Source organism: Endozoicomonas elysicola, from assembly GCF_000710775.1.
Taxonomy (GTDB): Bacteria; Pseudomonadota; Gammaproteobacteria; order Pseudomonadales; family Endozoicomonadaceae; genus Endozoicomonas; species Endozoicomonas elysicola.
On record NZ_JOJP01000001.1, the window covers coordinates 235981 to 258880 of the forward strand.

The 22900-nt window shown below is 45.3% G+C and carries 19 protein-coding genes; 10 read left to right on the forward strand and 9 right to left on the reverse strand.

The window, feature by feature from the left end:
• Window positions 1–4: 4 nt before the first annotated feature.
• The 4 genes from sigZ to GV64_RS01025 all read right to left on the reverse strand — a co-directional run bounded on the left by sigZ (window position 5) and on the right by GV64_RS01025 (window position 4055).
• Window positions 5–571, reverse strand: coding sequence for an RNA polymerase sigma factor SigZ (gene sigZ, locus GV64_RS01010; RefSeq protein ID WP_051087804.1), 567 nt, complete (start codon window positions 569–571; stop codon window positions 5–7).
• A gap of 72 nt (window positions 572–643) precedes the next feature.
• Window positions 644–1999, reverse strand: coding sequence for a molecular chaperone (gene yegD, locus GV64_RS01015; protein ID WP_020582064.1), 1356 nt, complete (start codon window positions 1997–1999; stop codon window positions 644–646).
• Between the two features lie 228 nt (window positions 2000–2227).
• Window positions 2228–2857, reverse strand: coding sequence for a LysE family translocator (locus tag GV64_RS01020; protein WP_020582063.1), 630 nt, complete (start codon window positions 2855–2857; stop codon window positions 2228–2230).
• Window positions 2858–3089: 232 nt separating this feature from the next.
• On the reverse strand, window positions 3090–4055 hold the full coding sequence (locus tag GV64_RS01025; RefSeq protein WP_020582062.1) for a hypothetical protein: 966 nt from the start codon (window positions 4053–4055) through the stop codon (window positions 3090–3092).
• Between the two features lie 214 nt (window positions 4056–4269).
• On the opposite strand from GV64_RS01025, the gene GV64_RS01030 reads away from it, so the two are divergent.
• Window positions 4270–4737: an Lrp/AsnC family transcriptional regulator gene (locus GV64_RS01030; protein ID WP_020582061.1), complete on the forward strand. Its 468-nt coding sequence runs from the start codon at window positions 4270–4272 to the stop codon at window positions 4735–4737.
• Between the two features lie 220 nt (window positions 4738–4957).
• Here GV64_RS01030 and glmS read toward each other — a convergent pair whose 3' ends face one another.
• Both glmS and glmU read right to left on the reverse strand, forming a co-directional pair.
• Window positions 4958–6790: a glutamine--fructose-6-phosphate transaminase (isomerizing) gene (gene glmS, locus GV64_RS01035; protein WP_020582060.1), complete on the reverse strand. Its 1833-nt coding sequence runs from the start codon at window positions 6788–6790 to the stop codon at window positions 4958–4960.
• Between the two features lie 83 nt (window positions 6791–6873).
• Window positions 6874–8250, reverse strand: coding sequence for a bifunctional UDP-N-acetylglucosamine diphosphorylase/glucosamine-1-phosphate N-acetyltransferase GlmU (glmU, locus tag GV64_RS01040; RefSeq protein WP_020582059.1), 1377 nt, complete (start codon window positions 8248–8250; stop codon window positions 6874–6876).
• A gap of 406 nt (window positions 8251–8656) precedes the next feature.
• Here glmU and GV64_RS01045 point away from each other — a divergent pair, with 406 nt between their 5' ends.
• The 9 genes from GV64_RS01045 to GV64_RS01085 all read left to right on the forward strand — a co-directional run bounded on the left by GV64_RS01045 (window position 8657) and on the right by GV64_RS01085 (window position 19499).
• A complete protein-coding gene (locus GV64_RS01045; RefSeq protein WP_020582057.1) occupies window positions 8657–9814 on the forward strand; it encodes a hypothetical protein in 1158 nt (385 codons plus the stop codon).
• A 260-nt stretch (window positions 9815–10074) separates the two neighbouring features.
• Window positions 10075–10431, forward strand: a complete 357-nt coding sequence (locus GV64_RS01050) for a hypothetical protein (protein WP_020582056.1) — start codon at window positions 10075–10077, stop codon at window positions 10429–10431.
• 97 nt (window positions 10432–10528) lie between these two features.
• On the forward strand, window positions 10529–11269 hold the full coding sequence (locus GV64_RS01055; protein ID WP_020582055.1) for a TrmB family transcriptional regulator: 741 nt from the start codon (window positions 10529–10531) through the stop codon (window positions 11267–11269).
• Window positions 11270–11418: 149 nt separating this feature from the next.
• Window positions 11419–12276: a nucleoside-specific channel-forming Tsx family protein gene (locus GV64_RS01060; RefSeq protein WP_201772454.1), complete on the forward strand. Its 858-nt coding sequence runs from the start codon at window positions 11419–11421 to the stop codon at window positions 12274–12276.
• 266 nt (window positions 12277–12542) lie between these two features.
• Entirely contained in the window at window positions 12543–13499 is a 957-nt protein-coding gene (locus tag GV64_RS01065; protein ID WP_020582053.1) for a bifunctional UDP-sugar hydrolase/5'-nucleotidase, read from the forward strand.
• Window positions 13500–13677: 178 nt separating this feature from the next.
• The gene (locus tag GV64_RS01070) at window positions 13678–15024 is read left to right on the forward strand and encodes an OprD family outer membrane porin (protein WP_020582052.1); all 1347 of its coding nucleotides are present in this window, start codon (window positions 13678–13680) and stop codon (window positions 15022–15024) included.
• Window positions 15025–15392: 368 nt separating this feature from the next.
• Window positions 15393–16034 (forward strand): META and DUF4377 domain-containing protein, encoded by a 642-nt coding sequence (locus tag GV64_RS23510; protein WP_020582051.1) that lies wholly within the window; start codon window positions 15393–15395, stop codon window positions 16032–16034.
• A gap of 375 nt (window positions 16035–16409) precedes the next feature.
• Window positions 16410–17777 (forward strand): AAA family ATPase, encoded by a 1368-nt coding sequence (locus tag GV64_RS01080; protein ID WP_157236976.1) that lies wholly within the window; start codon window positions 16410–16412, stop codon window positions 17775–17777.
• 192 nt (window positions 17778–17969) lie between these two features.
• The gene (locus GV64_RS01085; protein WP_020582049.1) at window positions 17970–19499 is read left to right on the forward strand and encodes an AAA family ATPase; all 1530 of its coding nucleotides are present in this window, start codon (window positions 17970–17972) and stop codon (window positions 19497–19499) included.
• A 22-nt stretch (window positions 19500–19521) separates the two neighbouring features.
• Here the strand turns inward: GV64_RS01085 and deoD are convergent, their stop codons facing one another.
• The 3 genes from deoD to deoA form a co-directional block, all read right to left on the reverse strand.
• Entirely contained in the window at window positions 19522–20226 is a 705-nt protein-coding gene (gene deoD, locus GV64_RS01090) for a purine-nucleoside phosphorylase (protein WP_026258189.1), read from the reverse strand.
• Between the two features lie 94 nt (window positions 20227–20320).
• Complete coding sequence (locus GV64_RS01095) at window positions 20321–21556, reverse strand: phosphopentomutase (protein ID WP_020582047.1); 1236 nt, start codon at window positions 21554–21556, stop codon at window positions 20321–20323.
• Between the two features lie 23 nt (window positions 21557–21579).
• The gene (gene deoA, locus GV64_RS01100) at window positions 21580–22899 is read right to left on the reverse strand and encodes a thymidine phosphorylase (protein WP_034843890.1); all 1320 of its coding nucleotides are present in this window, start codon (window positions 22897–22899) and stop codon (window positions 21580–21582) included.
• Window position 22900 lies beyond the last annotated feature (1 nt).

Here is a 22900-nt window from a genome sequence, read left to right on the forward strand (position 1 = left end):
TTTCTTAACGGTCATTATCCGCAGTGCATTTTTTATAGCAGCTGACGGCATCAGGGGTTTTAGGCTGGTAGCCAATAACGCCACCCTTTCCAACTTCAATGTCACAACACGCTGTGTAGCGTTCTCGTAAGAGTACTCTCCCTCTCTGTATACGACTTTTAGCGCCAGACAGTGACAGGCCCAGCTCTAGCGCAACCTGCTTCTGACTCATCCCCTCCAGCTCTGACATCATCAGTGGCACCCGGTACTTTTCGGGTAGCTCATCCATCATTGGCTTTATACACCAGGCCAGCTCTTGATGAACCTGCTCGACTTCATCCTCCGCGGGGGCTTCAAGAAATTCCGGGAGTTCCTCTATAGGGTATTGCTTACGGTAATGATCGACCACAGTGTTATGAGCAATACGATAAAGCCAGCTGCCTATACTCTCTTCAGACTTTAACCGATGAAGCTGAGTATGAGCCTTGATATATACATCCTGCAAAATATCCTCAACCACAGACTGATCATTTACCTGCATAGCAATGTAGTGCTTTAACCGAACTTTATACTCTTGCCAGTGAGTATCCATGGGGACCTCGAAGGGTACTGAAGAGGGAGGGTATAGGAGTTATACCACACACCTACGCTGTCAGGAGAGACACTACCGTTTAAAGCAAAGATCTGCCCACCGTGCCAGGCCGGATGTAACCGAGCCATCAAAGTCACCACTGACGATAGGCGTATCCTGAAGCACGCTTTTAACCGCCGTCCTTAATATCGGGGAGCGGGCAGATCCACCGGTAATATAAACGACATCAGGTTTTACACCAGACTGAGTGATTGACTCCTGCACCTGTTTTTTAATACTTCTTAATGAGTTTGCAATCGCGTCTTCCATCTGAGCAACACTGACCGGTATTTCCAGCAGTTCTTTCATCAAATCAACACTGGCAGTCGCGTTATTCATTTGACCAAGTGCAATTTTTGTATACTCCGCCTCCTGAACAATCCGATGTCCAAGTGTATTTTGATAAACCTGAAGTAAACGACTGACCATGCTTGGTTCTTTGGCATTTACAACCAGCTGTTTTAGTGTTTTCAGGTTGTCGTGAGTATAGAACCGCCGCTGCGCTTCTACATCATTAATGGCAATGGCATCCATAAAGTAGCCAACCGGAATTTCTTTGCCATCAAGACGCTCGGTTCCCTTACCAAACTCAGCCATAAAACGCCGGAAGGCAATGGCGATATCCATATCATTACCACCGATAAACTTTCCAGTATGGGCAATCATGGAATCAGCCCTGTCTTTTTTACCGAACCATGTCGGTCCCATCTGAAGCATGGAGCAGTCAGTGGTACCACCACCAACATCAACTACCAGAACGATCTGGTTTTCTCTCAATGTTGATTCATACTCAAGACCCGCCGCCACCGGCTCAAACTGAAATTCAATGTCTTTGAAACCGGCCCGACTGGCAGCCTGATACAAAATATTCTGGGCTTGCTGGTTGGATTTCTCCCCGCCCCGGTTATGAAAGTTAATCGGCCGACCAATAACTACCTGGGTAATATCTTGTTCTAACGACTGCTCAGCCAGATGTTTGACATTGGCCATCATGGCACAGACCAGGTCCTCAAAAATGGCCAGTTGCATATCCCGAAGCCCCAACAATCCAAGGAATGATTTTGGAGACTTTACGTAATAGCAATGGGCAGGATCCTCCAGATACAAAGCTGTTGCCTGTTTACCAAACCGAATATCCTCAGGCATCAGTTCCAGCCCCTCCCTCCAGTTCGTGCGAGTGGATGTGCTGAGCAATGCCTCTCCCACTTCACCGATGGGCAGGATATTTAAAAATCGATACAAGTACTCTGTTACAGACTCCCGATTGGGAGCACTCAGCGTTGATGGAATAAATGTTTCTCCATTCACCAGAGGTACTGGTTGGACACTATTGTTGACTACCTGCGCAACAGAGCAATTGGATGTCCCATAATCAAAACCTAAGGCCATATCACCTCTTCTCTACATATCTTCATAAATGGTGTGTATGTTCAACGCTGGCCATTGGTTGAACAATTAAGTGTATCGCCTTGAGCTTCTATACAGGTATCAGATAGCCACTGCCAAAATCAGGTGTAAGATCTTAGACCTTACACTTATAGACGGGTCAATCAGTGAGTGTAGACACACACATGCTTCGTAGATAAGGGATATATGCCCTTTACTTTTGAGTCAGCCTCAGCTGGCGGCAACCTTAATGCCAAAGGCAATCAAAACACCACCCACCAGCTTTTCTATCGTACTCTTTGACTTCATAAACAGAGCCAACAACCTGGGTTGCGTTAAAAATACCGAAACACAACTAAACCAGATCAAGTGAGCCATTGAAATGATTGCGCCGTATAACATCTGTACTACCAGCGGGGTTTGTGGGCTCACAACTTGCGTGAAGATACTGAGAAAGAACAGAGTTGTTTTTGGGTTCAGCGCATTGGTAATGAACCCTTCCTTTAAGGCTGACAGTGCACTTAATGAGCCACTCACCGGCGCAATGTCTATATCGCTCCGGTTTTGAAAGGTCTTCCAGCCAATGTAAATCAAATAGGCAGCGCCAAGATATTTAACGATCGAAAAGAGCAGAATGGATTTCGAGATAATGACCGCAAGCCCTGCAATGGAATAAGCAACATGCAGCCAGATCGCCGCGCAGATCCCCAGTGATGAATACAGTCCGGCTTTTCTACCATAAAACAGGCTGTTTCTTGTCACCATAACAAAGTCAGCACCGGGACTGATCGCCATAAACCCAGCAATCATGACCATCGATATTAATTGAGCCATATACTCTGACACATTAATCGTTTCCATTTTTACTCCTGCTATGAAACGGTGAGTGACGACTTTAAAGTCCCTAGGAGCCTGTCGGACTTACCACTGACCTACTGCGAAAAAGCCGGATTTGGCCATTTTTTATACTGATTTTCGTTTAATAGCCCCGCTATTCGCCTCAAATCAGCATAAAAACTGTCTCAAACCGACTTTTTCTCGCTACGGTCGGCTAAATCCGACAGGCTCCTAGAAAAAATCACATCAGAATCACTTAACCAGACACCGAACGGTAAAAATATTTCTGATACTTCTCAACAACAAACATTCGCATACAAAGGGATATAAACGACACCAGAAGAATTGAAAAGATCATGCGCCCCCAGAGTATGGCGCTGAGGTCAGCGCCGATCAGTAGAATCAATAGCGTGTCTTCAATAACACTGTGCAACAAGTTGAGGAGCATGATGGAACAGAAGATATCTCTGGGTTGAATACGCCCGTTTCGAGCCTCTTGTATCAATAATCCACCGCCATAAGAAAGCCCCAGGGTAACCCCAACAATCGTCAGGTTGGTCGCCTCCCGGCTAATACCAAGAAACCTCAACAGCGGGCTAAGTGCCATAGCCATCAAGGCTTCTATACCCAACAGTTTCAAGATTCGCAGCACCAGCAGCAGCGACGTTAAAATCAGGTAAATCATACCCAGATTCTTTATCTGAGCCATTGCCCATCCTGCCAGACTGGCATCAGCACCCTGCCCGTTTTGCTGCCACAGCATGTTTACCTCTTGCTGAGAAAAGCCGGATATTGCATAGAACTGATAGAGTAGAAATCCAAAAAGAAGACTGGCGCCCACTCTCACTAGCAGTGTGGCCCAAAGTGATACGCCCGCCTGACGAGCAATGGCTCCCTCTACAGGCAATGAGTGTGCAAGCAACATCATACTGCCCAAGATAGAGGCCTGGGCAACACTCAGTTCAATATCTAAATTGATGAGTACCAGTAACCCACTATAGATATTAACCAGCAGCGTTGTCGCCCAGACAAGCCCGAGTTCACTGGGCAGGCCAACAGCAGACATCACTGGACTCAACACCTGGCTCAGATAAACGATGCCACCACTCTCCTCGATAACTTTAAGCACAAGGATGGTCGGAATCATGATCCGAAACAGGGTCCAGCTGACTTTTATACTGTCTTGAAAGATCTGTTTAAAAAATAGAAAAGAACGTTCCATAAATCACACCTTCCCCCTAAAGGTTTTATGGATAAATTGTACTAAAGCTTAATTTTTAATTATTAAAAAATAGAGTATAAAAACTCATGTAAGTTTTGTATTTTGATCACAATTAGAAATTTTAAGATGCTTACAGATCTCTTTATTAATCTATTGTTTTCATGGCCACCCTATATACAGCTCTTTAACCATATTAACAGATACTGAAATCCCTATGAGCCTTGATCGAATCGACAGAAAAATTCTCACACTTTTGCAGGAGAATAATCGTTTAGCCAATGTTGAACTGGCTGAAAAAGTCGGACTCTCTCCACCAGCCTGCCTGAAAAGAGTCAGGCAGTTGCGTGAGTCGGGGGTTATTATTGGTGATGTATCGCTGGTTAACCCGGAGCTATCGGGTAACAAGATGACGATGCTCGTCTCGGTAGAAATGGAAAGGGATCGCAAAGATATCTACGCCCGGTTTCAGGCTTCCATCAACAGGGCACCAGAGGTTATAGAGTGTTATCAGACTACAGGCAGCTATGATTTCGTACTGATCGTATGTGTCAAAGACATTCAGGCATACGAAGTGTTTTTAGAGCGTGTTCTAAGAACAGACCCTAATATTCGTAAGTTCCAGAGCTCAGTGTCCATAAGGCGAATAAAATACGCTACCGCCATTGATATACAGCAGACATAAGGTCATTTCAGTAATACGATGAAATGGATGAATCATGGCCTGACCTGATACTGGCCTTTCCTTACCCAATGCCAGTTCCTTACCTCTGAACTACCTACTGTTCTTTACCATAATAAAAAACCGTCCAGCGCTACCCTCAAGATTCATAGGGTAGCGCTGGACGGTTTCAGTATGAAATATTATTACTCACCAATACAAAGCCAGTGGCTGACAAGACTTATTATTCCACAGTCACTGACTTAGCCAGGTTGCGTGGTTGGTCAACATCCGTTCCTTTGATGATGGCAACGTAGTAAGAAAGCAGCTGAAGAGGAATGGTATAAAGAATAGGAGCAATAATTTCCGGCGCTTCCTCTACCGGCAATACACTCACTCCTTCACCATTCTTCAACTTGGCGTGTTTATCCGCAAAAACAAACAGCTGGCCACCCCTTGCCCGAACCTCTTCCATATTGGATTTCAGTTTTTCCAGCAGGTCATTGTTCGGTGCAACCACAATAACTGGCATATCGTTATCGATCAGTGCCAGTGGACCGTGTTTCAGCTCACCAGCAGCATACGCTTCCGCATGGATGTAGGAGATTTCCTTAAGCTTCAAAGCCCCTTCCATGGCAATCGGGTACTGGCTGCCACGACCCAGGAATAAACTGTGATGTTTATCGGCAAAGGCTTCTGCCATGGCTTCAATATCATCACTCAGAGCAAGCGTATTCTTGAGAATATGCGGCAGGTTTCGCAATGAGGAAACGACATGTGACTCCTGCTCGGGCGTCATACCGGTATGACGGCCAATAGCGGTTACCAACATCAGAAGAGCGGTTAACTGTGTGGTAAATGCCTTGGTAGAGGCCACTCCGATCTCGGCACCAGCCCGGGTCATCAGGGCAATATCAGACTCACGTACCATGGAAGAGCCAGGCACATTGCAGATACTGAGTGAAGCCATGTAGCCGAGCTCTTTAGCTAGTTTTAACGCGGCAAGGGTATCTGCTGTTTCTCCAGACTGAGAGATGGTGACAAACAGACAGTCGTCCGGCACAAAGAATTTCCGATAACGAAACTCGGAGGCAATCTCAACCCGACAGGGAATGCCCGCCAACTCCTCAAACCAGTAACGCGCAACCATGGCCGCATGGTAGCTGGTGCCGCAGGCAACAATCTGTACCGCACGGGTTTTATTGAGAATTTCCTGACCTTCTTTGCCAAGAATATCGAGATTGAGCTGATGTTCACCAAGACGGCCTTCCAGCGTATTGGCAATCGCTTCTGGCTGCTCATGGATCTCTTTCAGCATGTAGTGACGGTAAGGGCCTTTATCTCCGGCATCATGCTCAACATCACTCTCCCGGGCATCGCGTTCAACCGGGTTCCCGGAAGCATCCAGAACTGTGACCTGTGTGCGGGTTACTTCCGCCACATCACCTTCTTCCAGAAACATGAAACGCCGGGTTACCGGGAACAGAGCAAGCTGGTCAGAGGCGATAAAGTGTTCACCAATACCAAGACCGATCACCAGTGGGCTGCCGGAACGGGCAACCACAAGACGTTCAGTATCGTTACAGTCCATCACCACCATGCCATAGGCACCTTCAAGTCTGGCCACTGCTTTCTGCACAGCCACCAGCAGGGAATCACTGCTCTTAAGCTCAAGACTGACCAGATGAGCAATGACTTCAGTATCAGTATCGGAGGTAAAGACGAAGCCCTCTGCCTGAAGAAAGGTTCTCAGCGTTTCATGATTCTCAATAATACCATTATGAACAACCGCAATATGATCACCGGATACGTGTGGGTGAGCGTTACGCTCGTTGGGTTCACCATGGGTAGCCCAACGTGTATGAGCAATACCGGTTCCACCTTGAAGTGGGTTTTGAGCAACCGCATCTGCCAGTTCAGAGACTTTACCGGTGCGCCTTTCTCTCTGGAGTTCACCATTGGCATTAATGATGGCTACACCCGCCGAGTCATAACCACGATATTCAAGGCGGCGAAGCCCCTCCAGCAGAATATCTGCCACATCCCTTTGCGCTACAGCACCAACAATCCCACACATAGTTTTTTGATCCCTTATGTCATCAAAAACGTTGCCAAAGTCATCAGGGAGCGCAATGTCATCCGCTCCCTCTCAGGCGAATTTCAGTCTTCTTTTACCGGGCGCTGCCAACCTTCTATATTCCGCTGCTTCCCACGGGCAACCGCCAGCTGTTCATCAGGAATATCTTTGGTAATTGTGGAACCAGCACCAGTCGTTGCACCACGCCCAATAGTGACAGGAGCAACCAGTGAGCTGTTGCTGCCAATAAAGGCACCATCGCCAATAACGGTTTTAAATTTATTAACACCATCGTAATTGCAGGTGATCGTACCGGCACCAACATTTACTCCTTCACCGATCTGGGAGTCACCCACATAGCTGAGGTGGTTGACCTTACTGCCTTTACCAATAACGGTTTTCTTGATTTCAACGAAGTTTCCAACCCGAGCTTTTTCCTGAAGCTCAGTTCCCGGACGCAGACGTGCAAACGGGCCGACCTCACAGCCTGCGGCAACAACCGCATCTTCCAGAATGGAGTGAGCTTTTATAATGGCACCTTCGCCAATGATAGAGTTGCGAATAACACAGCCCGGTTCGATGTAAACGTTATCTGCCAGTTGAACGTTACCTTCCAGAACGACATTGATATCCAGAGTGATATCCTGGCCTGCTTTCACATCTCCACGAATGTCCAGACGACGCGGATCAATAATGGTGACACCATTAACCATCAGGTTGGTGGCCAGCTGCTTTTGGCGAGCCCTTTCCAGCTCCATGAGCTGAACACGGCTATTAACACCTTCTACTTCAATGGGGATTTGTGGCTGGACATGAATAACCGGCGTGTCTTCTACCACGGCCATCGAGACAATATCCGTCAGATAGAACTCATGCTGGACATTCTCATTCTTCAGGCCATTCACCCAGCCACTCACTTTATTGCCGGGAATGGCCATGATGCCGGTATTCACTTCATTAATGGCAAGCTGCTCAGGGGTAGCATCCTTATCTTCAACAATGGCCTGAATATTGCCAAAACCGTCACGGATAATACGACCATAACCGGAAGGGTTGGCCAGGTTGATGGTCAGCAGACCCAGACGTTCACCATTACTGGCCGCCAGAAGTGACTGTAAAGAGGAAGAATGGATCAGGGGAACATCGCCATAGAGTACCAGTACAACATCAGCACCCTGGCAACCCGGCAGAGCCTGCTGAACAGCATGGCCTGTGCCCAACTGTTCTTCCTGTACCACCCAGTTCAGATCGTAATGACCCAGTGCTGCTTTTACCTGCTCTGCCCCATGACCAATCACTACATGGATCTTTCCCTCACCCACCTTTCTCTGGGTATGCTGGGCACTGAGAATAACGTGCTCCAGCATGGGCTTGCCAGCAATGCGATGAAGCACTTTTGGCAGTTTTGATTTCATACGACTGCCCTGGCCGGCAGCAAGAATAACGATATCAGCTCTCATGGTAGCCTCAATATAAAAGGCGCCTGTTTCTGAAAAAGCAGGCTTTTACTTTTAACTGTGTCGTCTGGTAATTCAAAAACAAAAGAAGCATCAGGCGTAAAGTCTGATAAAACGAAGCTTTTGTCAGGGGAAAGCTACCAGGACAGTGAATCATGTTTTTCGGAAGTGTCAGAAATACTTAACCATTTCAGCTCTTCATACATTCTATGGCTGTTGTTTATTGCCAGTATAGAATTGCAAAAATCCGAATATTTTGACTAGGTTATCGCCAGAAGATAAAAAGACAACCCTATTTGTCATAAAATAATTGACAATAATCCTTCGTATAAGGATACGGTCTGATCATTAGACAGCAACTTCAGCCGATAGCCAGTCTGGGCATATTCATCGAACCAGAGTGAGATCAATGGCGGAAAGCGTTGGCAGACCGAATACCAGTACAGATATAAATACGGTTCAGAAAGAGGGAGCACTAAAGACAGCCTGTAAATGGGGAGAAAGAGTCGTCCGTAGTCTATTGTCAGAAAGAAAAAGTATTAACGCCCCTTTCAATTCAAAAGATAACTCCGAGCAACTGACTGGTAATTTCAAGACGTTAGAAAGTTATAAGATTGAGTCTCGTCCGGTCTTTAACATACTACCTCCATCGAAAAAAAGTCTCCCTGCCATCAAAGCCTTAAAGCCAGAGCTTTTCAGCTATGTTGAACAACAATTAACCAAGAACTTAATAGCTAAAGGCTATTCTAAGAAGGGGGCTGAACTGCATATTGTCAGTTGGAAAGCCGTCTGTAACGACAACTTCGTTCAAATCGCCGATAAGGTCAGGTCTGCACCATTTCTGCAGAGCGATCATCAGAAACGTTTTAACTGGTGTAAAAAGCAACTAATACAACGAGGCTTCTCAACCTATGAAGCAGAACATGAGGCAACCAAGGCCGTTATGATTGACTGCCAGAAGTCCTCTCAGAACAGGTCATACAGCCCAGGCAGCTCCTCTGAGTACCTTATCAATTTGCCTAACCCCAAAAAAAATATTCAGCAAAAATATCCCCCTTCATGGGGTATTGAATGGCTCATGCAAAGTGGCTATTCACAGCTTGATGCTGAAATCTCAGCTGAATGTGCCTGGGAGTTTTTCGCCGAAGACACGGATCTGTTTGCACTATGGGCAAAAGGGCTTTCAACAGGGGAAGTGCAAAACAGGAAGGCAGATGTCCTTTTTGAAAAGTACGGAGGAAATACGCCTGACGGACCTGATGCAGATATTAGAGAAAAAGTGTTTGCAGAGCTTTCTCGCCTTCCAGACAGCTTCCAATCAGAAATACGAGTCAAGCTGGACTGTATATTACCACCAGAAATGATTGCTGATGACCTTCTTGAGCGGTTTGGTATCAATAGTCTGGAGGGTGCTGATTATGATGTTCTTGAAAAAGCCAGACAGATACTTGCCCATCACCCAAAGGGATTTCGAGAAGAAGTTATTGCCTTTATGGAGCTTTTGTTAAATCCCGAGGATGATGCTCCACTTTATCAAGCACCGCCGCCACCAAAAGATAGCGCTTAGCAGCTCCCAGTCTCTCCAAAGAATGTCGACAAGTAGCTTATTTTTTATTCTGAATACAGGAAGCTCTACCATCAGACCCTCAGCTCAGTTAAATGGTAAGTAGTTTCGGATGAGCTCCCTCTCTGAAATATTTTTGCCCTTTCCGGCTACCCTCTTCTCCCCGGTTTGACAATATAACGGCTCTTAAAGCTGAAGCGATTTATCAACGTTATGGAGGAAATTATCCGGATGGATCAGAGCCTGATACTTTGTACAAGGCGATGAAACATGACCTATTAACATCATCCCCAGACTTTACCAGTGGTGTTGTAAAACAGCTTGAGGACAAACTGAGTCCAGAGCGAGTAGTAGAACAATTGCTAATCAAACACCCAGGTGAAGCAGGGCAACAGTTTTTCTCCGGTGATCGAGTCACACTCCCAGACTCATGGGATACTTTGAAAATACTGGAGGCAAGCAAGCACGATATTTTTTTTGATAGTAACGAGTTTCAAGATGAGGTGCTGGCGATTCTTGACCTGATTCTGCTCCCAAAAGATGCCCCGGGCCAGCCTCCCCCTTTACTACCAATGCATCCATCTAGCCGGCACACTAATAATAGAAAACCGGGTTCATAGAGACACACTTTTCTATAAACTGCCTACTGTTTATATTTTTACTTGTATTATGGTTGATGTTTGCAAGGACATTTACCGGATAGCCATACTTAAATTTATGAATCTTGATACTCTGGAAAACTTGGGACTCAACCAACGGGAAATCAGCACCTACCTGGCTCTCCTTAAGCTTGGATCAGCATCAATCAGGGATATCGCAGCTCAGACAGGCATCAACCGCGGCACCACCTATGAAACATTGAAAGATTTGGCAGGCAAAGGCGTTGTCAGTTACTTCCCCAAAGGTAAACGCCGTATTTTCTCGGCTGAGCCACCAGAAAAGCTTCTCGAACTGGCAGAAGAAAAGCGCCAGTCACTGGAAGCGACTATTGAAGAGATGAAGATCCGGCTGATCCCACAGCTGAATCACCTAAAACCGGATTTCAGTGCAGGAAACGTCCGTTTTTATGAAGGTGATAGCGGTATTGAGTTTGTTCTCAAAGATATTCTCAATACGGTGGCTCAGCAGAAAGAGCGGGAGTACAGCGTATTCTCATCGAAATTGATTCGACAACATCTTTACCGCCCTTTTCCCAACTACACACAACAGCGCATCCGGAAAAATATTAAGGTTCGGGTTATTGCTATTGGTGAAGGGGGTGAGGATGCCGAGCTCTCTGAGCGAAAATGGATCGATGCCAAGGGACGAATGGATGCCAGTTATATTGCGATTTACCCCCCAAAAGTCGCAATGATTTCTCTTGGTTCCAGGAACTATCCTGTAGCAGTGGTGCTGGACTCACCGGAAATTGCTGCCGCTCAGCAAATTATATTTGAGACGCTCTGGAGCACTCTTTAATTTCATAAGCCGGGGCAAAAGGCTGTCAATTCTTTCCTATACTTGACGCAACCTGGATCAGGGTTTGCGTCATGCTCGTCTGTATCCAGTTCTTCTTCATTTTTTCACACACCTCTACTCATCTATTGAGCCGGAAACGGAGCCTGATCGTGAAAAACTTCTGCCTGAAATCATGCTGGTTGATCAGTATCATCACGCTTGCCCCCTTAGCTTTTGCCACAGATTATAACGATGGTATTCCGCCCAATAATGACTTTAAATGGATGAATCTGAACCTTATGTATGCCTATAAGGAGCAGCCAAGACCCAAAAATACGCCCAATGATGGGCATGACTATTTAGAGCTGGAATTTGGTGGACGCTCAGGTATTCTGGATCTATATGGATATGTTGATGTCTTCAACCTGACCAATCGCGATAACAGTGATAAGAAAGGTCAGCCCAAGATGTTTATGAAATTCGCACCCCGACTATCTCTTAAGGATCTGTTCAAAAACCTTCCATGGGGGCCCGTTACTGACATCTATTTTGCTACATTGTTTAACTGGGGAGGTGGTGGTGCCACAAACTATAACGAAAATGATGTCGGTATACCCAGTGAAGATACCAACAACTCATTCTGGGGAATTGGCTCTGATATTCAGGTTCCCTGGTTTGGCAAAATGGGTCTTAACCTCTATGGCCTGTACGACCTGAATAAAAAAGACTGGAATGGCCTGCAGATATCGACCAACTGGTTTACTCCATTTTACACGTTTGATAATGGTAGTTTTCTCTCCTACCAAGGGTATATCGACTATCAGTTTGGTGCCAAAGATACTTTCGCTGGGAACCCACAAGCTAAGCATGGCGGCGCGATGTTCAACGGCCTTTACTGGCACTTTGATAAATTTGCCCTTGGCTATGGTCTGAAGCTTTATTCTGATATTTATCTGGTCAAAAACAATACGAATAATATGAAATCTTCAGGAGCCAGCCATTACTTCGCTGTCACCTATAAATTCTAAGAACCATTACAACCAAGATCTCTGCCCATTAACTTATTACCGGCAAGGATGCCAGCCTCACAGAGGCTAAAGTGCCATAGGCTAATTCAGCTCACCTCTGAATCTGATTTTTTGATCACAATAGTAAACAAGAAGCTATGAAGAATACTTATTTTTATAGATGATTTAGTGCTTACAAAATGCTTTCAGGATAATTAACTCATAAAGACACACGTACCAAAGAACAGATGTTATATTGTTGATAACTTTTCCCGGAAGCTGTCTTTATGCACTCCAGACCAGCGGGTTCCTCAGTTACGCAGCATAGATCCTGGTCAAAGCTGATCATCAAAACCTCTCTGACATCTATGCTTATCGCGCTGGCTTATTTCTGGACTGCTAATGAAAGCCAGAAGCCCAGTTATATTCCGGATAAAACGTACAAACTCACTATTCTAAACACCAGTGAACTGACTCGTGAATATGATAATGAAAGGACAGATAGTAATGCGCAGCTAATTAAAAAACAGGAGCTTATTAATAAAATACGTAAAGAAGTAGAAGCCGATGGGGGCAAGCTGTTATTACTATCTGGAGGTGAGCTCAGTACTGATGATGACATCCTGAATCTAAAACAGCTAAACCAACTGGGCTATAATGCCATGGCGGTCAGCCCATTATTATTTGATGAACCCATGAATAATATCCGTACACAGGAAGCTACAGCAGATTTCCCATTCCTTTCTGCCAATCTTTATGAATCTGAAACTGGCAGGCCTGTATTTGATGCCTATGCGTTATTTGATTTCGATGGCCTCCGTATTGCCGTTATGGGACTCACCAGACCGGGGTATCTCAATGATGAAATTGCAGAGTATCGCCGAGGTATTGAACTCATTGAACCCGAAGTAGCTGCCTCAGAGCTTATACCCTATCTCAGAAGACAGGCTGATATTGTTATTGTTGCTACTCACGCCATTCATTACCCCAAACCTTCAAACAATGGAAATAAGTCTGCTTCCCCAGTTTCAAAAATGGAAGGTATTGACCTCATGGTAGGAAACAGCGCCCAGACACCCGACGAAGCCTATCGTGTTACAGAAACAAGTGCTTCTTTAAATATCTCTGCATGCTGCCCAAGCATTCGTCGTATTGATCTGGAGTTTCGTAATGGTGAGTTAAAGAAAACAAACTCTGTACAAATAAACCTGATTAGCAAAATAGATCCTGAACATGGTTACTGAGTACTTATTTAAATACAGCAATCAATATTAATAAGACCATCGTAACAAAATAAAAACCTTATCCTTCATTTAGCTTTAAATTCTCTTTTTATTCTATCGGTTAATTTCTATCAGCTTCTGCCACAGCATCTATACTTGCTTCACTCAATCACTACCATTGATTTAGCAGGTACTTCCCTTGTCCAGTTTAAAACCCTCTTTACTATCCTGTGCTGTTGCTTTTTTCAGTCTGCCTGTTTTGGCCAGTGACAGTTATGATTCATTCATCAGTGATGCCAAAGTTGATGGCAAAGTTCAGACCGTCTTTTTCAATGATGAGAACACTACAGATAATAAAACCAAAGGTGCCTGGACAGGTGCTGTCTGGCTGAATGCCCAAACTGGTTACCTGGCTGACTTCTTGAGTATTGGTGGTTCCGCCTATCGCGTAGCCAAGCTGGATATGAAAGATGGCAATGTTGGCTCCAGCGATCTGTTGAATGCCGGTAATGAAGGCTTTGGTAAACTCGGTCAGATATGGGTTGATTTCAAATTACCTGAGAGCTACGACGGCCTGTCTGCCGATGTCAAAATTGGCCGCCAGCTGGTTGAAACCGGTCTGGTCACCATCTCCGGCTCCCGTTCTGTCCCCAGTGCCTGGCAGGGGGTTGATGCCTCTGTTGAAATGGATGGCTTCAAAGGCAAAATTGCCTGGTTGAACGAGGTATCCAAAAGGTCCCAGTCAGGCTTTCACCACATAGTGAATGAAGAAGGGAAAAAAATTGACTGGGTCATGGGTATGCAGCTGGGCTATACCTTTGAACTGGCGAACCAGCGTAGCCTTGAACTTCAATACCGGAACGGCCTTGCAGACAATTATTTAAATGCCCACAACGGTAATGTCTGGTTCAAAATGCCACTTTACGATGGCTCAGAGCTGACTCTGGGAGGTATGTATTTCTACGCCAAGCAAGATGGGGATCTTTGGGGAACAGATGAGCGTGAGGGCTCATTTGATAACAAGGCTGAATCCGGAAACCTGAATGCAACACTGAACAATGGTCCATGGACGTTCAATGCGGCCTTCAACTATACCAAGGCCAATACTGCGAGCAATTCTTCCAGCAATGGTTATCACACCATTGGTTATTACAACTACTACTTTGGGGAGAACACTCAGGGCGTATGGGATGTACCCACCTCAGCCATCGTATCCGACTTTAACTTCAACAAAGAAAAAGCCTGGCTGATTGGGGCTGAATATGACTTCAGTAACATTGGACTTGAAGGTTTATCGCTGGGCTACACCTTCTTCTATGGCTCAGGCATGAAAGCCAAAGATCTTAACACCGGCACTGAACACGATGTTGCTGAGCACGAACACGACCTGACAATGAAGTACGACTTCTCCCAGTGGGGAATGAAAGGTCTCCAGTTCAAACTTCAATATGGCTACTACAAAAACGATGAAGCATTCCGTAAAGCTACAGGCCAGAATGAGACCGAAAACTTGCGAGCCTGGTTAAGTTATAACTTCACTATTTAATAACAGACTTTAATTAGCCCGCTTTCACAAAAAGCAGCTCTTAGGGCTGCTTTTTACTTTCTGTTGATTCAGTGCATTGTTTTAGTTTTGCTGACTCTCTTTTTATAGCTAACCGATACTATAATTAGCGAGAATTATCATAAGTACCCAGCATATGGTAAGTAGTTGGGCAAATGGAATCGAATATTTCTGGGTGAGTGGACAGTTACTATGCAAGACACAGCGACGGGAATACAGCCGTAGCTATGTGACCAAAGTTGTAACGCCGCTGAGTGACCGGCCACTTGCTCAGAAAATATGATTTCATTTGGTTAACTACTTAAGTACTTAATTCAGCCTCCTTTATGGCTAGCCCGCCGGAGTTTTCAATGAAAGCAGTTCAATTTGGGATTGTGGTTATGTCTGCACTGTTGACAGCCTGTAATACTTTGCCCGAAGGCCGATGGCAGGAAACCAGCCCTGCAGTAAAAACATCACCTATCACTCTGGACATTAAAAAAGATCGCATCTCAGCCAATGCCGGATGCAACCGATTGATGGGCTCCGTAAAAATGGCTGGTGACCAGCTGATTGTGGAGCAGTTGGCCAGCACCCTGATGATGTGCCATGGTGAAGCTGCCAGAAAGGAAGCCGCTTTAAAACAGCTTTTGGATGATAAGCCAAGGGTTCAGATGTCTGGAGATCAACTGATACTCAGTACCAATACATCCAGCTATGTATTCAAAAAGCAGCCCAATATGGAAGATGGTGTAACGCGCTTCATTTACATTGCTCCGGAAAAAACTCACTGTACCGGCGTCGGGCCAATGGAATGTTTGCAAATTCGCGAGTCCGAAGATGATCCCTGGACCCTGTTCTATGGAAACATCGAAGGTTTTGAGTTCAAATCAGGTACGGCTTATCGTTTACGGATCAAAGAGTTTGATGTGCCCAACCCTCCGGCTGATGCCTCCAGTAAGCGGTGGATACTGGATCTGATTGTCGAGCAGGAGTGGGTTGGCAACCAGTAGAAATCATTTAATACCATTTCCGCTCTCATAGTTAAAAGGTGGAAATGGTATAACCCCTTGGGTAGATCACAATCATTCAGAGGCTCACACTTGTCTCGCAACGAAACATCAATAGAACCTAGGGGGGTGTTCATTCTGAGAATAAGCAAACTTATCATTTAACAACTAGTTCCATGGAACCAATTAGATTATAAAAAGTCCAAGCAGCTTTATTTCACTAAAAATGATATTCACGCTGCATCCGGATGAATGATGAGACTTCAAAAAAACTTACTCATTGCTTTCTTGCTATTTACAACCACCCTACGTGTAAATATTACTAATGCAGAAGAATCCACAAATATATGGTCTCAAAGAAAAGGTATTCGGAATTACATGTCCGAGACGCGTTTCTTTGACAGGCTCGACTTTTTCAAAACAACGGCAAACTATCACTCTCTCAGCCCGGAAGAGCAGGTTTCAAAAGGCCGTGAAGCCACCCGAAAAGCATTAACAGATATATCCGTTGAATACGCTCATACTCAATTAAAAAAATATGGAATCTATGGGGGCATACCACTGGCGGCAACAGGCGTGATATTCAGCAAATTACCTTCACACCTCATTGGATCGGTCCTGACCAGTGCATCTCCGGTAGTCCTGACATTGGCTGGTTTTTTATTTATTGGTGCCGGGGAGCAGCTTTACTATATTAAGGAGCCCCCTCAACTTCCAGAGGCCGACCTTATTGTTGAGTATGGGGCAAAAAGACACCTTCTTAATAAAGTTACCAGAGCATATCTGGAAGAGTCTATTTTTTACCGATTCTGGCAAACTGAAAATACTGATCAGTATGACAAATTAGTTAAGGTGATGGATAAAGCTCTCCGCATGCCGATGCATGCCAAGCTACTGGTATACGATCAGGAGAAAACGCAGGAAAAGCTATGGCATTATTCCACAGAACTGAAAAATAGATTAATCCGGTTTGCTTTCTCTGAAATAATGATTCAGAAAATGACGCCTAAACCAGAGGGTCACTACCCGGTTTATTTTTATGGGTCTCCCGGGACTGGTAAAACTTATGCGGCCAAACATCTTGCCTGCGCCATGGGAACTAATCTTGCCACAGTGACGCTGGATGGCGCTAACATTGATGACATTATCGGAACGTCATTTGACAGTCTGGAGGCCAAACCAGGATTACTTTTAGAAGCTATAGTTGCGAACACTGCATCTATTCAGGATATCAACCATCACAATCAGGTACTGTTAATAGACGAATTTGACCGTCTTTTCATTGATGGAGATAAACAATCTCAGGATATTCTGGCATTTTTCCTGAAAATATTAGATCCTCACCATCGATATTTTTACAGCCCTTATTTAAAAACAAATATCCGCCTTCCCGATACGATTATACTGGCCGGAAATACTGATATTCATACCGTCAGTATTCAAAACCAGCAACTACAATCTATGGCATCAAGACTGGAAAGAATATTTTTTGATGGCTTTTCTTCTCAAACAAAACAAGAAATAGCATTCAGCTTAATGATTCCTAAAATGGAGCAAAGCTATAAGTCTATTTCCGAGGAGCTTGCCGAATTTTCAATATCAGAAATTGACCTGACAAGAATTGATAATTTTATTCAGTCTGATTCAGACCCAGGACTGCGAAGCCTGGAAAAATTCACTCACGAAATTTTTGAAATAAACCTTCAGCAGCTGGGTAAAGCAGGTCTGCTTCAGACAGATTTTTGACAACAGTCCTAAAATAAGGACTTTTTTCCAAAGCTTAACTGGACACCAATAGTTTATGGCAACAATACAGTCTTAAAATTAAAAATGTAAATATATACAACAACTATCCTAGTCTGAGTCTAGAATTCTCTTTTTGTTCCAGAAATAGATCTATTAATTTATCTCAAAAATCCGAATAAAAAATGAACTCTTATGAAATTCAGGCTAGAAAAAATTATATACATTACTCTTCTTTTGATTATTGTCCCATCTAAAGCATCACAAAATATCGCCGGAAGTCTTGGAGATGACCAGCAGCAACTTAACTATATCCGAGACTATATGGCGACTCATCGAATATTTGATCGCCTGGACTTTCTCCCTGCCAGAAACAGTTTCCGAAGAGCCAATATTCTCGGAAAAATAAGACAGGGTGAACAGGCATCGAAACAGATTTTATGGTTGATTCAAAGGGAGTATCCTCTTTATACAATCAATCAACACCTAATGGCATACGCAGTCCCATTGGGACTTTTGTTATGGAATCGACAGTATTTATGGCAATGGTTCCTGATCATGAACCCCGAATCAAAAATGATTCTTACCGTAATACCGGCAGTATTATTAATTGACCCAATATCAACAGTCTGCTCTCAAATATATTATGCAACCTTACCGCCCTCAATTCCCGAGACAGACCTGATCTACACCTATGGATCAAAGAAAAACCTTCTTGATAGAGCTACTCAGCGCTATATTGAAGATGAGCTATTTTATACTTTCTGGCAAAGCCCCAGTAGTGAAGGTATTACCCGACTTCACAAAATCCTTGATAAAGCATTAAGGCTACCTTTCTATACAAAACCGCTGGTTTACAATAAGAAAAAAATTACTGAAGCACTGAAACACTTTCCTGATGAGCTTATTGATCGCTTAAATCGTTTTGCACTGGCAGAGATCACATTCCAGAAAATGGATGTGCACCCACAAGGGCACTACCCAGTATATTTTCAAGGTGCGCCAGGGACAGGAAAAAGCTATGCAGCCAAACAACTGGCACAAGCGATGGGAACCAACCTGGCGATAATCACCCTTGACGGGGCCACCATCGACGATATGACAGGAACCCCCTTTGAAAGCTTCGATGGTAAAGCAGGCCGACTGGTTGATGCCATCATTGCCAATACTGTTTCAAGTAAAGATATCAATCATAAAAACCAGGTTCTATTTGTTGATGAATTTGACATGCTCTTATTAAAAAGCGATAAGCAAGCCGAGGAAGTCATCGGCTTTCTCTTGAAACTGCTCGACCCAGCACACAGGTCCTTTTACAACCCATACCTGAAAACTAATATCCGGCTACCGGATACTGTGATTCTGGCAGGAAACTCGGATATCCATGAACTGAGTACAAAAATCCCACAACTGGAAGCGATGGCTTCTCGCCTGGATAAAGTGGTCTTCGAAGGTTTCTCTGCAGAGGCAAAAAAAGATATTGCCTTTGAATCAATAATTCCTCAGCTTGAAGAAGGTTACCAGTCAACCGGTGAGAACATGAAGACTTTCTCATTGTCAGACTTCGAAAAGGCTAAAATAGAAGCATTCATTCTTCAGGATAGTGATCCCGGACTCAGAAGTCTTGAAAAGTATATCAATGAAATTTTTGAGGTGAAGTTGCAATTATTGACTGATGCTCAATCCAATAATGAATTATGGTACAAAGAGCCTGCTCTAAATGAATGAGCAAGCCCTTGTCGTGGGATAATTACAACAATGAGTTCAGAGCCACTTCAACCATTTCATTAAACGTCGACTGACGATCTTCTGAAGGCAGGGCTTCACCCGTACGGATATGGTCGCTCACTGTACAGATTGCCAGACCCTGTGCACCAAACTCAGCGCAAACGCCGTATAGGCCCGCAGCTTCCATCTCCACACCCAATACGCCGTACTTTTCCATAGTGTCGAACATGGATGGGTCAGGGTTGTAGAAAAGATCTGCAGAAAACAGGTTGCCAACTTTAACCGGCAGCTTCATGGCTCTGGCAGAGTTTACTGCATTTTCCAGAAGCCCGTAGTCTGCAATGGCAGCAAAATCATGATCCTTGAAACGCATACGGTTAACTTTGGAATCAGTACAGGCTCCCATACCAATAACAATGTCACGCACCTGGACATCCTTGGAAATAGCTCCACAGGAACCAACGCGGATCAGACTCTTCACACCGTATTCAGTGATCAGCTCTTTGTAATAAATAGATGCTGAAGGAATACCCATACCAGAGCCCATCACAGAAACTCTGACACCCTGATAGGTACCGGTGAAGCCCAGCATGTTCCGTACATCCGTCACCTGCTCAGTGCCTTCCAGAAAGGTTTCTGCAATGTGTTTTGCCCGCAGAGGGTCGCCCGGCATCAGGCAGACATCAGCAAAAGCTCCGGGCTTGGCATTAATATGAGGTGTCACGATTATATCCTCGTTCTCGATACACAGATCAAAACAGATAAGAGGAACGATGGGGAATCTTTTGCTCCTCTATCCAAAAACTGGTTATGGTCGAAAGTTACCCTTGCTCAAAGATTTCGGGCAAAAATGATGTGCCGTAGTCCAGAGGCTCCAGGCCAAAGAAGCTGGCCAGCGTCTGTCCGATATCGGCAAACGTTTCTCTCTGCCCCAGGGCACAGGGGATCAACTTCTTACTGAAGACAAGCACTGGAATATGCTCACGGGTATGATCGGTTCCTGGCCAGGTGGGGTCACAACCATGGTCTGCAGTGATAATCAGAAGATCATCGTCGTTCATATAGTAAAACAGGTCAGGTAGCATGGCATCCAGCTGCTCCAGCGCTCCAGCGTAACCGGCTACATCTCGACGGTGACCAAATGAAGAGTCAAAATCCACAAAATTAGTGAATACAATCGTTCGATCACCGGCTTCTATCAATGCTTCACGGGTTGCTTCAAAGAGTGCCGGTATACCGGTTGCTTTTACCTTTTTGGTAATGCCCTGATTGGCAAAAATATCCGCAATCTTACCAATACTGACCACTTCTCCACCGCTGTCCACCAGTTTATCCAACACCGTAGGCGCTGGAGGAAGCACAGAAAAGTCCCGACGGTTACCGGTACGCTGGAAGTCCCCCGCATCATCACCAATAAATGGACGGGCAATAACACGACCAATATTGTATGGCTCAAGAATCTCCCGGGCTATCTGACAAACCTCAATCAGACGATCCAGCCCAAAGGTTTCCTCATGGCAGGCAATCTGAAATACGCTGTCTGCCGATGTGTAGACGATCGGCTTACCCGTTTTCATATGCTCTTCGCCCAACTCTTCCAGAATCGTTGTTCCAGAAGAATGGCAGTTACCCAGAACCCCGGGGAGTTTTGCTTTTTCAATCAGCTCATCCAGCAGCTCCTGGGGAAAGCTGTTTTTCTCATCACGAAAATAACCCCATTCAAATAGTACCGGGACACCGGTCATTTCCCAGTGTCCACTGGGCGTATCCTTACCACTGGACAGCTCTTTGGCATAACCATAGGCACCAATGATGGGCATATCATTGGTCATCCCCTTGGGGAATTCACCACAGGAATCTCTGGCTGCATGAGCCAGGCCAAGACTGGAGAGTTCTGGAAGGTTTAATGGCCCTTTTCGACCAATATCGGCTTTGCCATCAGCACAAGCCTGGGCAATATGTCCAATTGTATTGGAACCAGCATCGCCAAACTTCTCAGCGTCGTCAGTGGCACCAATGCCGAATGAATCCATCACAAGGATAATGGCACGTTTCATTCGCTACTCCTGACCTGTCACCATCATGACAGTTTTTTGTATACCATAGAATTAGGTTGTGGCGCCTGTTCTGACAGGGTAAGTGCACCACGAAGCATATCTGCAGCCTGGTTCCATGACGCTTCTGAGCTGGCATGAAGCATGGCAATCGGTTGTGAAGAGTCAATCCTGTCACCCAACCGGCAAATTTCCGTGAAGCCTACTCCATAATCAATCGTATCAGAAGCCACTTTTCGACCTCCGCCCAACTGCACCACAGCCATACCCACTTCTCGGGTATTCATTGCCGAGAGGAAACCGTCACCTTCCATGTAAACCGGCTTAATAATGGATGCACCTGGAAGGTAATGCTCATAACGCTCAGTAAAGTCTGCTGGCCCACCCAACCCATGAACCATACGGCTGAAAATTTCAGCAGCCTGACCATTGTCCAGTACCAACTGAAGCTTTTCCCGAGCCTGTTCTATATTGGCTGACAAACCACCAGATACCAGCAACTCAGCAGATTGAGCCATGGTAATTTCCAGCAGGCGTTCATTCCGGTATTCACCGGTAAGGAACTGAACCGCTTCACGCACCTCAAGTGCGTTTCCGGCTGATGATGCAAGACACTGGTTCATATCTGTAAGCAATGCGGTGGTTTTAACGCCTGCACCATTCGCCACCTGAACAATGCTCTGGGCCAACTCAACGGATTGATCAAAGGTTGGCATAAAAGCACCACTGCCCACTTTTACATCCATCACCAATGCATCTAGACCCTCAGCCAGTTTTTTTGACAATATGGATGCCGTAATCATGGCAATGGACTCAACCGTAGCGGTGACATCCCGGACACCATAGATACGCTTGTCTGCAGGAGCCAATTCACCGGTCTGCCCAACAATGGCCACTCCTGTTTCTTTGACCACTTTACGGAACAGCGGTTCCGATGCACTGGTGGTATAGCCCGGAATGCTGTCCAGCTTATCCAGTGTTCCACCGGTATGCCCAAGACCGCGCCCCGAGATCATCGGCACAAAACCACCACAGGCAGCAATCATAGGGCCAAGCATCAAACTGACCACATCACCGACACCACCGGTTGAGTGCTTATCCAGAATAGGACCAGAGAGGTTGTCTGACGACCAGTCCATCACCTCTCCGGAGTCACGCATGGCACAGGTCAGGGCGATGCGTTCTTCGATATTCATCCCCTGAAAGTACACGGCCATGGCGAAAGCACCGATCTGACCTTCCGACACAGAGTCATCCGTAACACCGGCAATGAAATCGCGAATCTCCTGCTCGCTGAGAACCTCGCCTTCCCGCTTACGACGAATAACCACTTGTGGAAGAAACATA

Excerpts from the sequence above, each read along its gene's own strand:
- sigZ (WP_051087804.1), bottom strand. The coding sequence starts at position 571 with ATGGATACTCACTGGCAAGAGTATAAAGTTCGGTTAAAGCACTACATT.
- yegD (WP_020582064.1), bottom strand. The coding sequence starts at position 1,999 with ATGGCCTTAGGTTTTGATTATGGGACATCCAATTGCTCTGTTGCGCAG.
- GV64_RS01020 (WP_020582063.1), bottom strand. The coding sequence starts at position 2,857 with ATGGAAACGATTAATGTGTCAGAGTATATGGCTCAATTAATATCGATG.
- GV64_RS01025 (WP_020582062.1), bottom strand. The coding sequence starts at position 4,055 with ATGGAACGTTCTTTTCTATTTTTTAAACAGATCTTTCAAGACAGTATA.
- GV64_RS01030 (WP_020582061.1), top strand. The coding sequence starts at position 4,270 with ATGAGCCTTGATCGAATCGACAGAAAAATTCTCACACTTTTGCAGGAG.
- glmS (WP_020582060.1), bottom strand. The coding sequence starts at position 6,790 with ATGTGTGGGATTGTTGGTGCTGTAGCGCAAAGGGATGTGGCAGATATT.
- glmU (WP_020582059.1), bottom strand. The coding sequence starts at position 8,250 with ATGAGAGCTGATATCGTTATTCTTGCTGCCGGCCAGGGCAGTCGTATG.
- GV64_RS01045 (WP_020582057.1), top strand. The coding sequence starts at position 8,657 with ATGGCGGAAAGCGTTGGCAGACCGAATACCAGTACAGATATAAATACG.
- GV64_RS01050 (WP_020582056.1), top strand. The coding sequence starts at position 10,075 with ATGAAACATGACCTATTAACATCATCCCCAGACTTTACCAGTGGTGTT.
- GV64_RS01055 (WP_020582055.1), top strand. The coding sequence starts at position 10,529 with ATGAATCTTGATACTCTGGAAAACTTGGGACTCAACCAACGGGAAATC.
- GV64_RS01065 (WP_020582053.1), top strand. The coding sequence starts at position 12,543 with ATGCACTCCAGACCAGCGGGTTCCTCAGTTACGCAGCATAGATCCTGG.
- GV64_RS23510 (WP_020582051.1), top strand. The coding sequence starts at position 15,393 with ATGAAAGCAGTTCAATTTGGGATTGTGGTTATGTCTGCACTGTTGACA.
- GV64_RS01080 (WP_157236976.1), top strand. The coding sequence starts at position 16,410 with ATGTCCGAGACGCGTTTCTTTGACAGGCTCGACTTTTTCAAAACAACG.
- GV64_RS01085 (WP_020582049.1), top strand. The coding sequence starts at position 17,970 with ATGAAATTCAGGCTAGAAAAAATTATATACATTACTCTTCTTTTGATT.
- GV64_RS01095 (WP_020582047.1), bottom strand. The coding sequence starts at position 21,556 with ATGAAACGTGCCATTATCCTTGTGATGGATTCATTCGGCATTGGTGCC.
- deoA (WP_034843890.1), bottom strand. The coding sequence starts at position 22,899 with ATGTTTCTTCCACAAGTGGTTATTCGTCGTAAGCGGGAAGGCGAGGTT.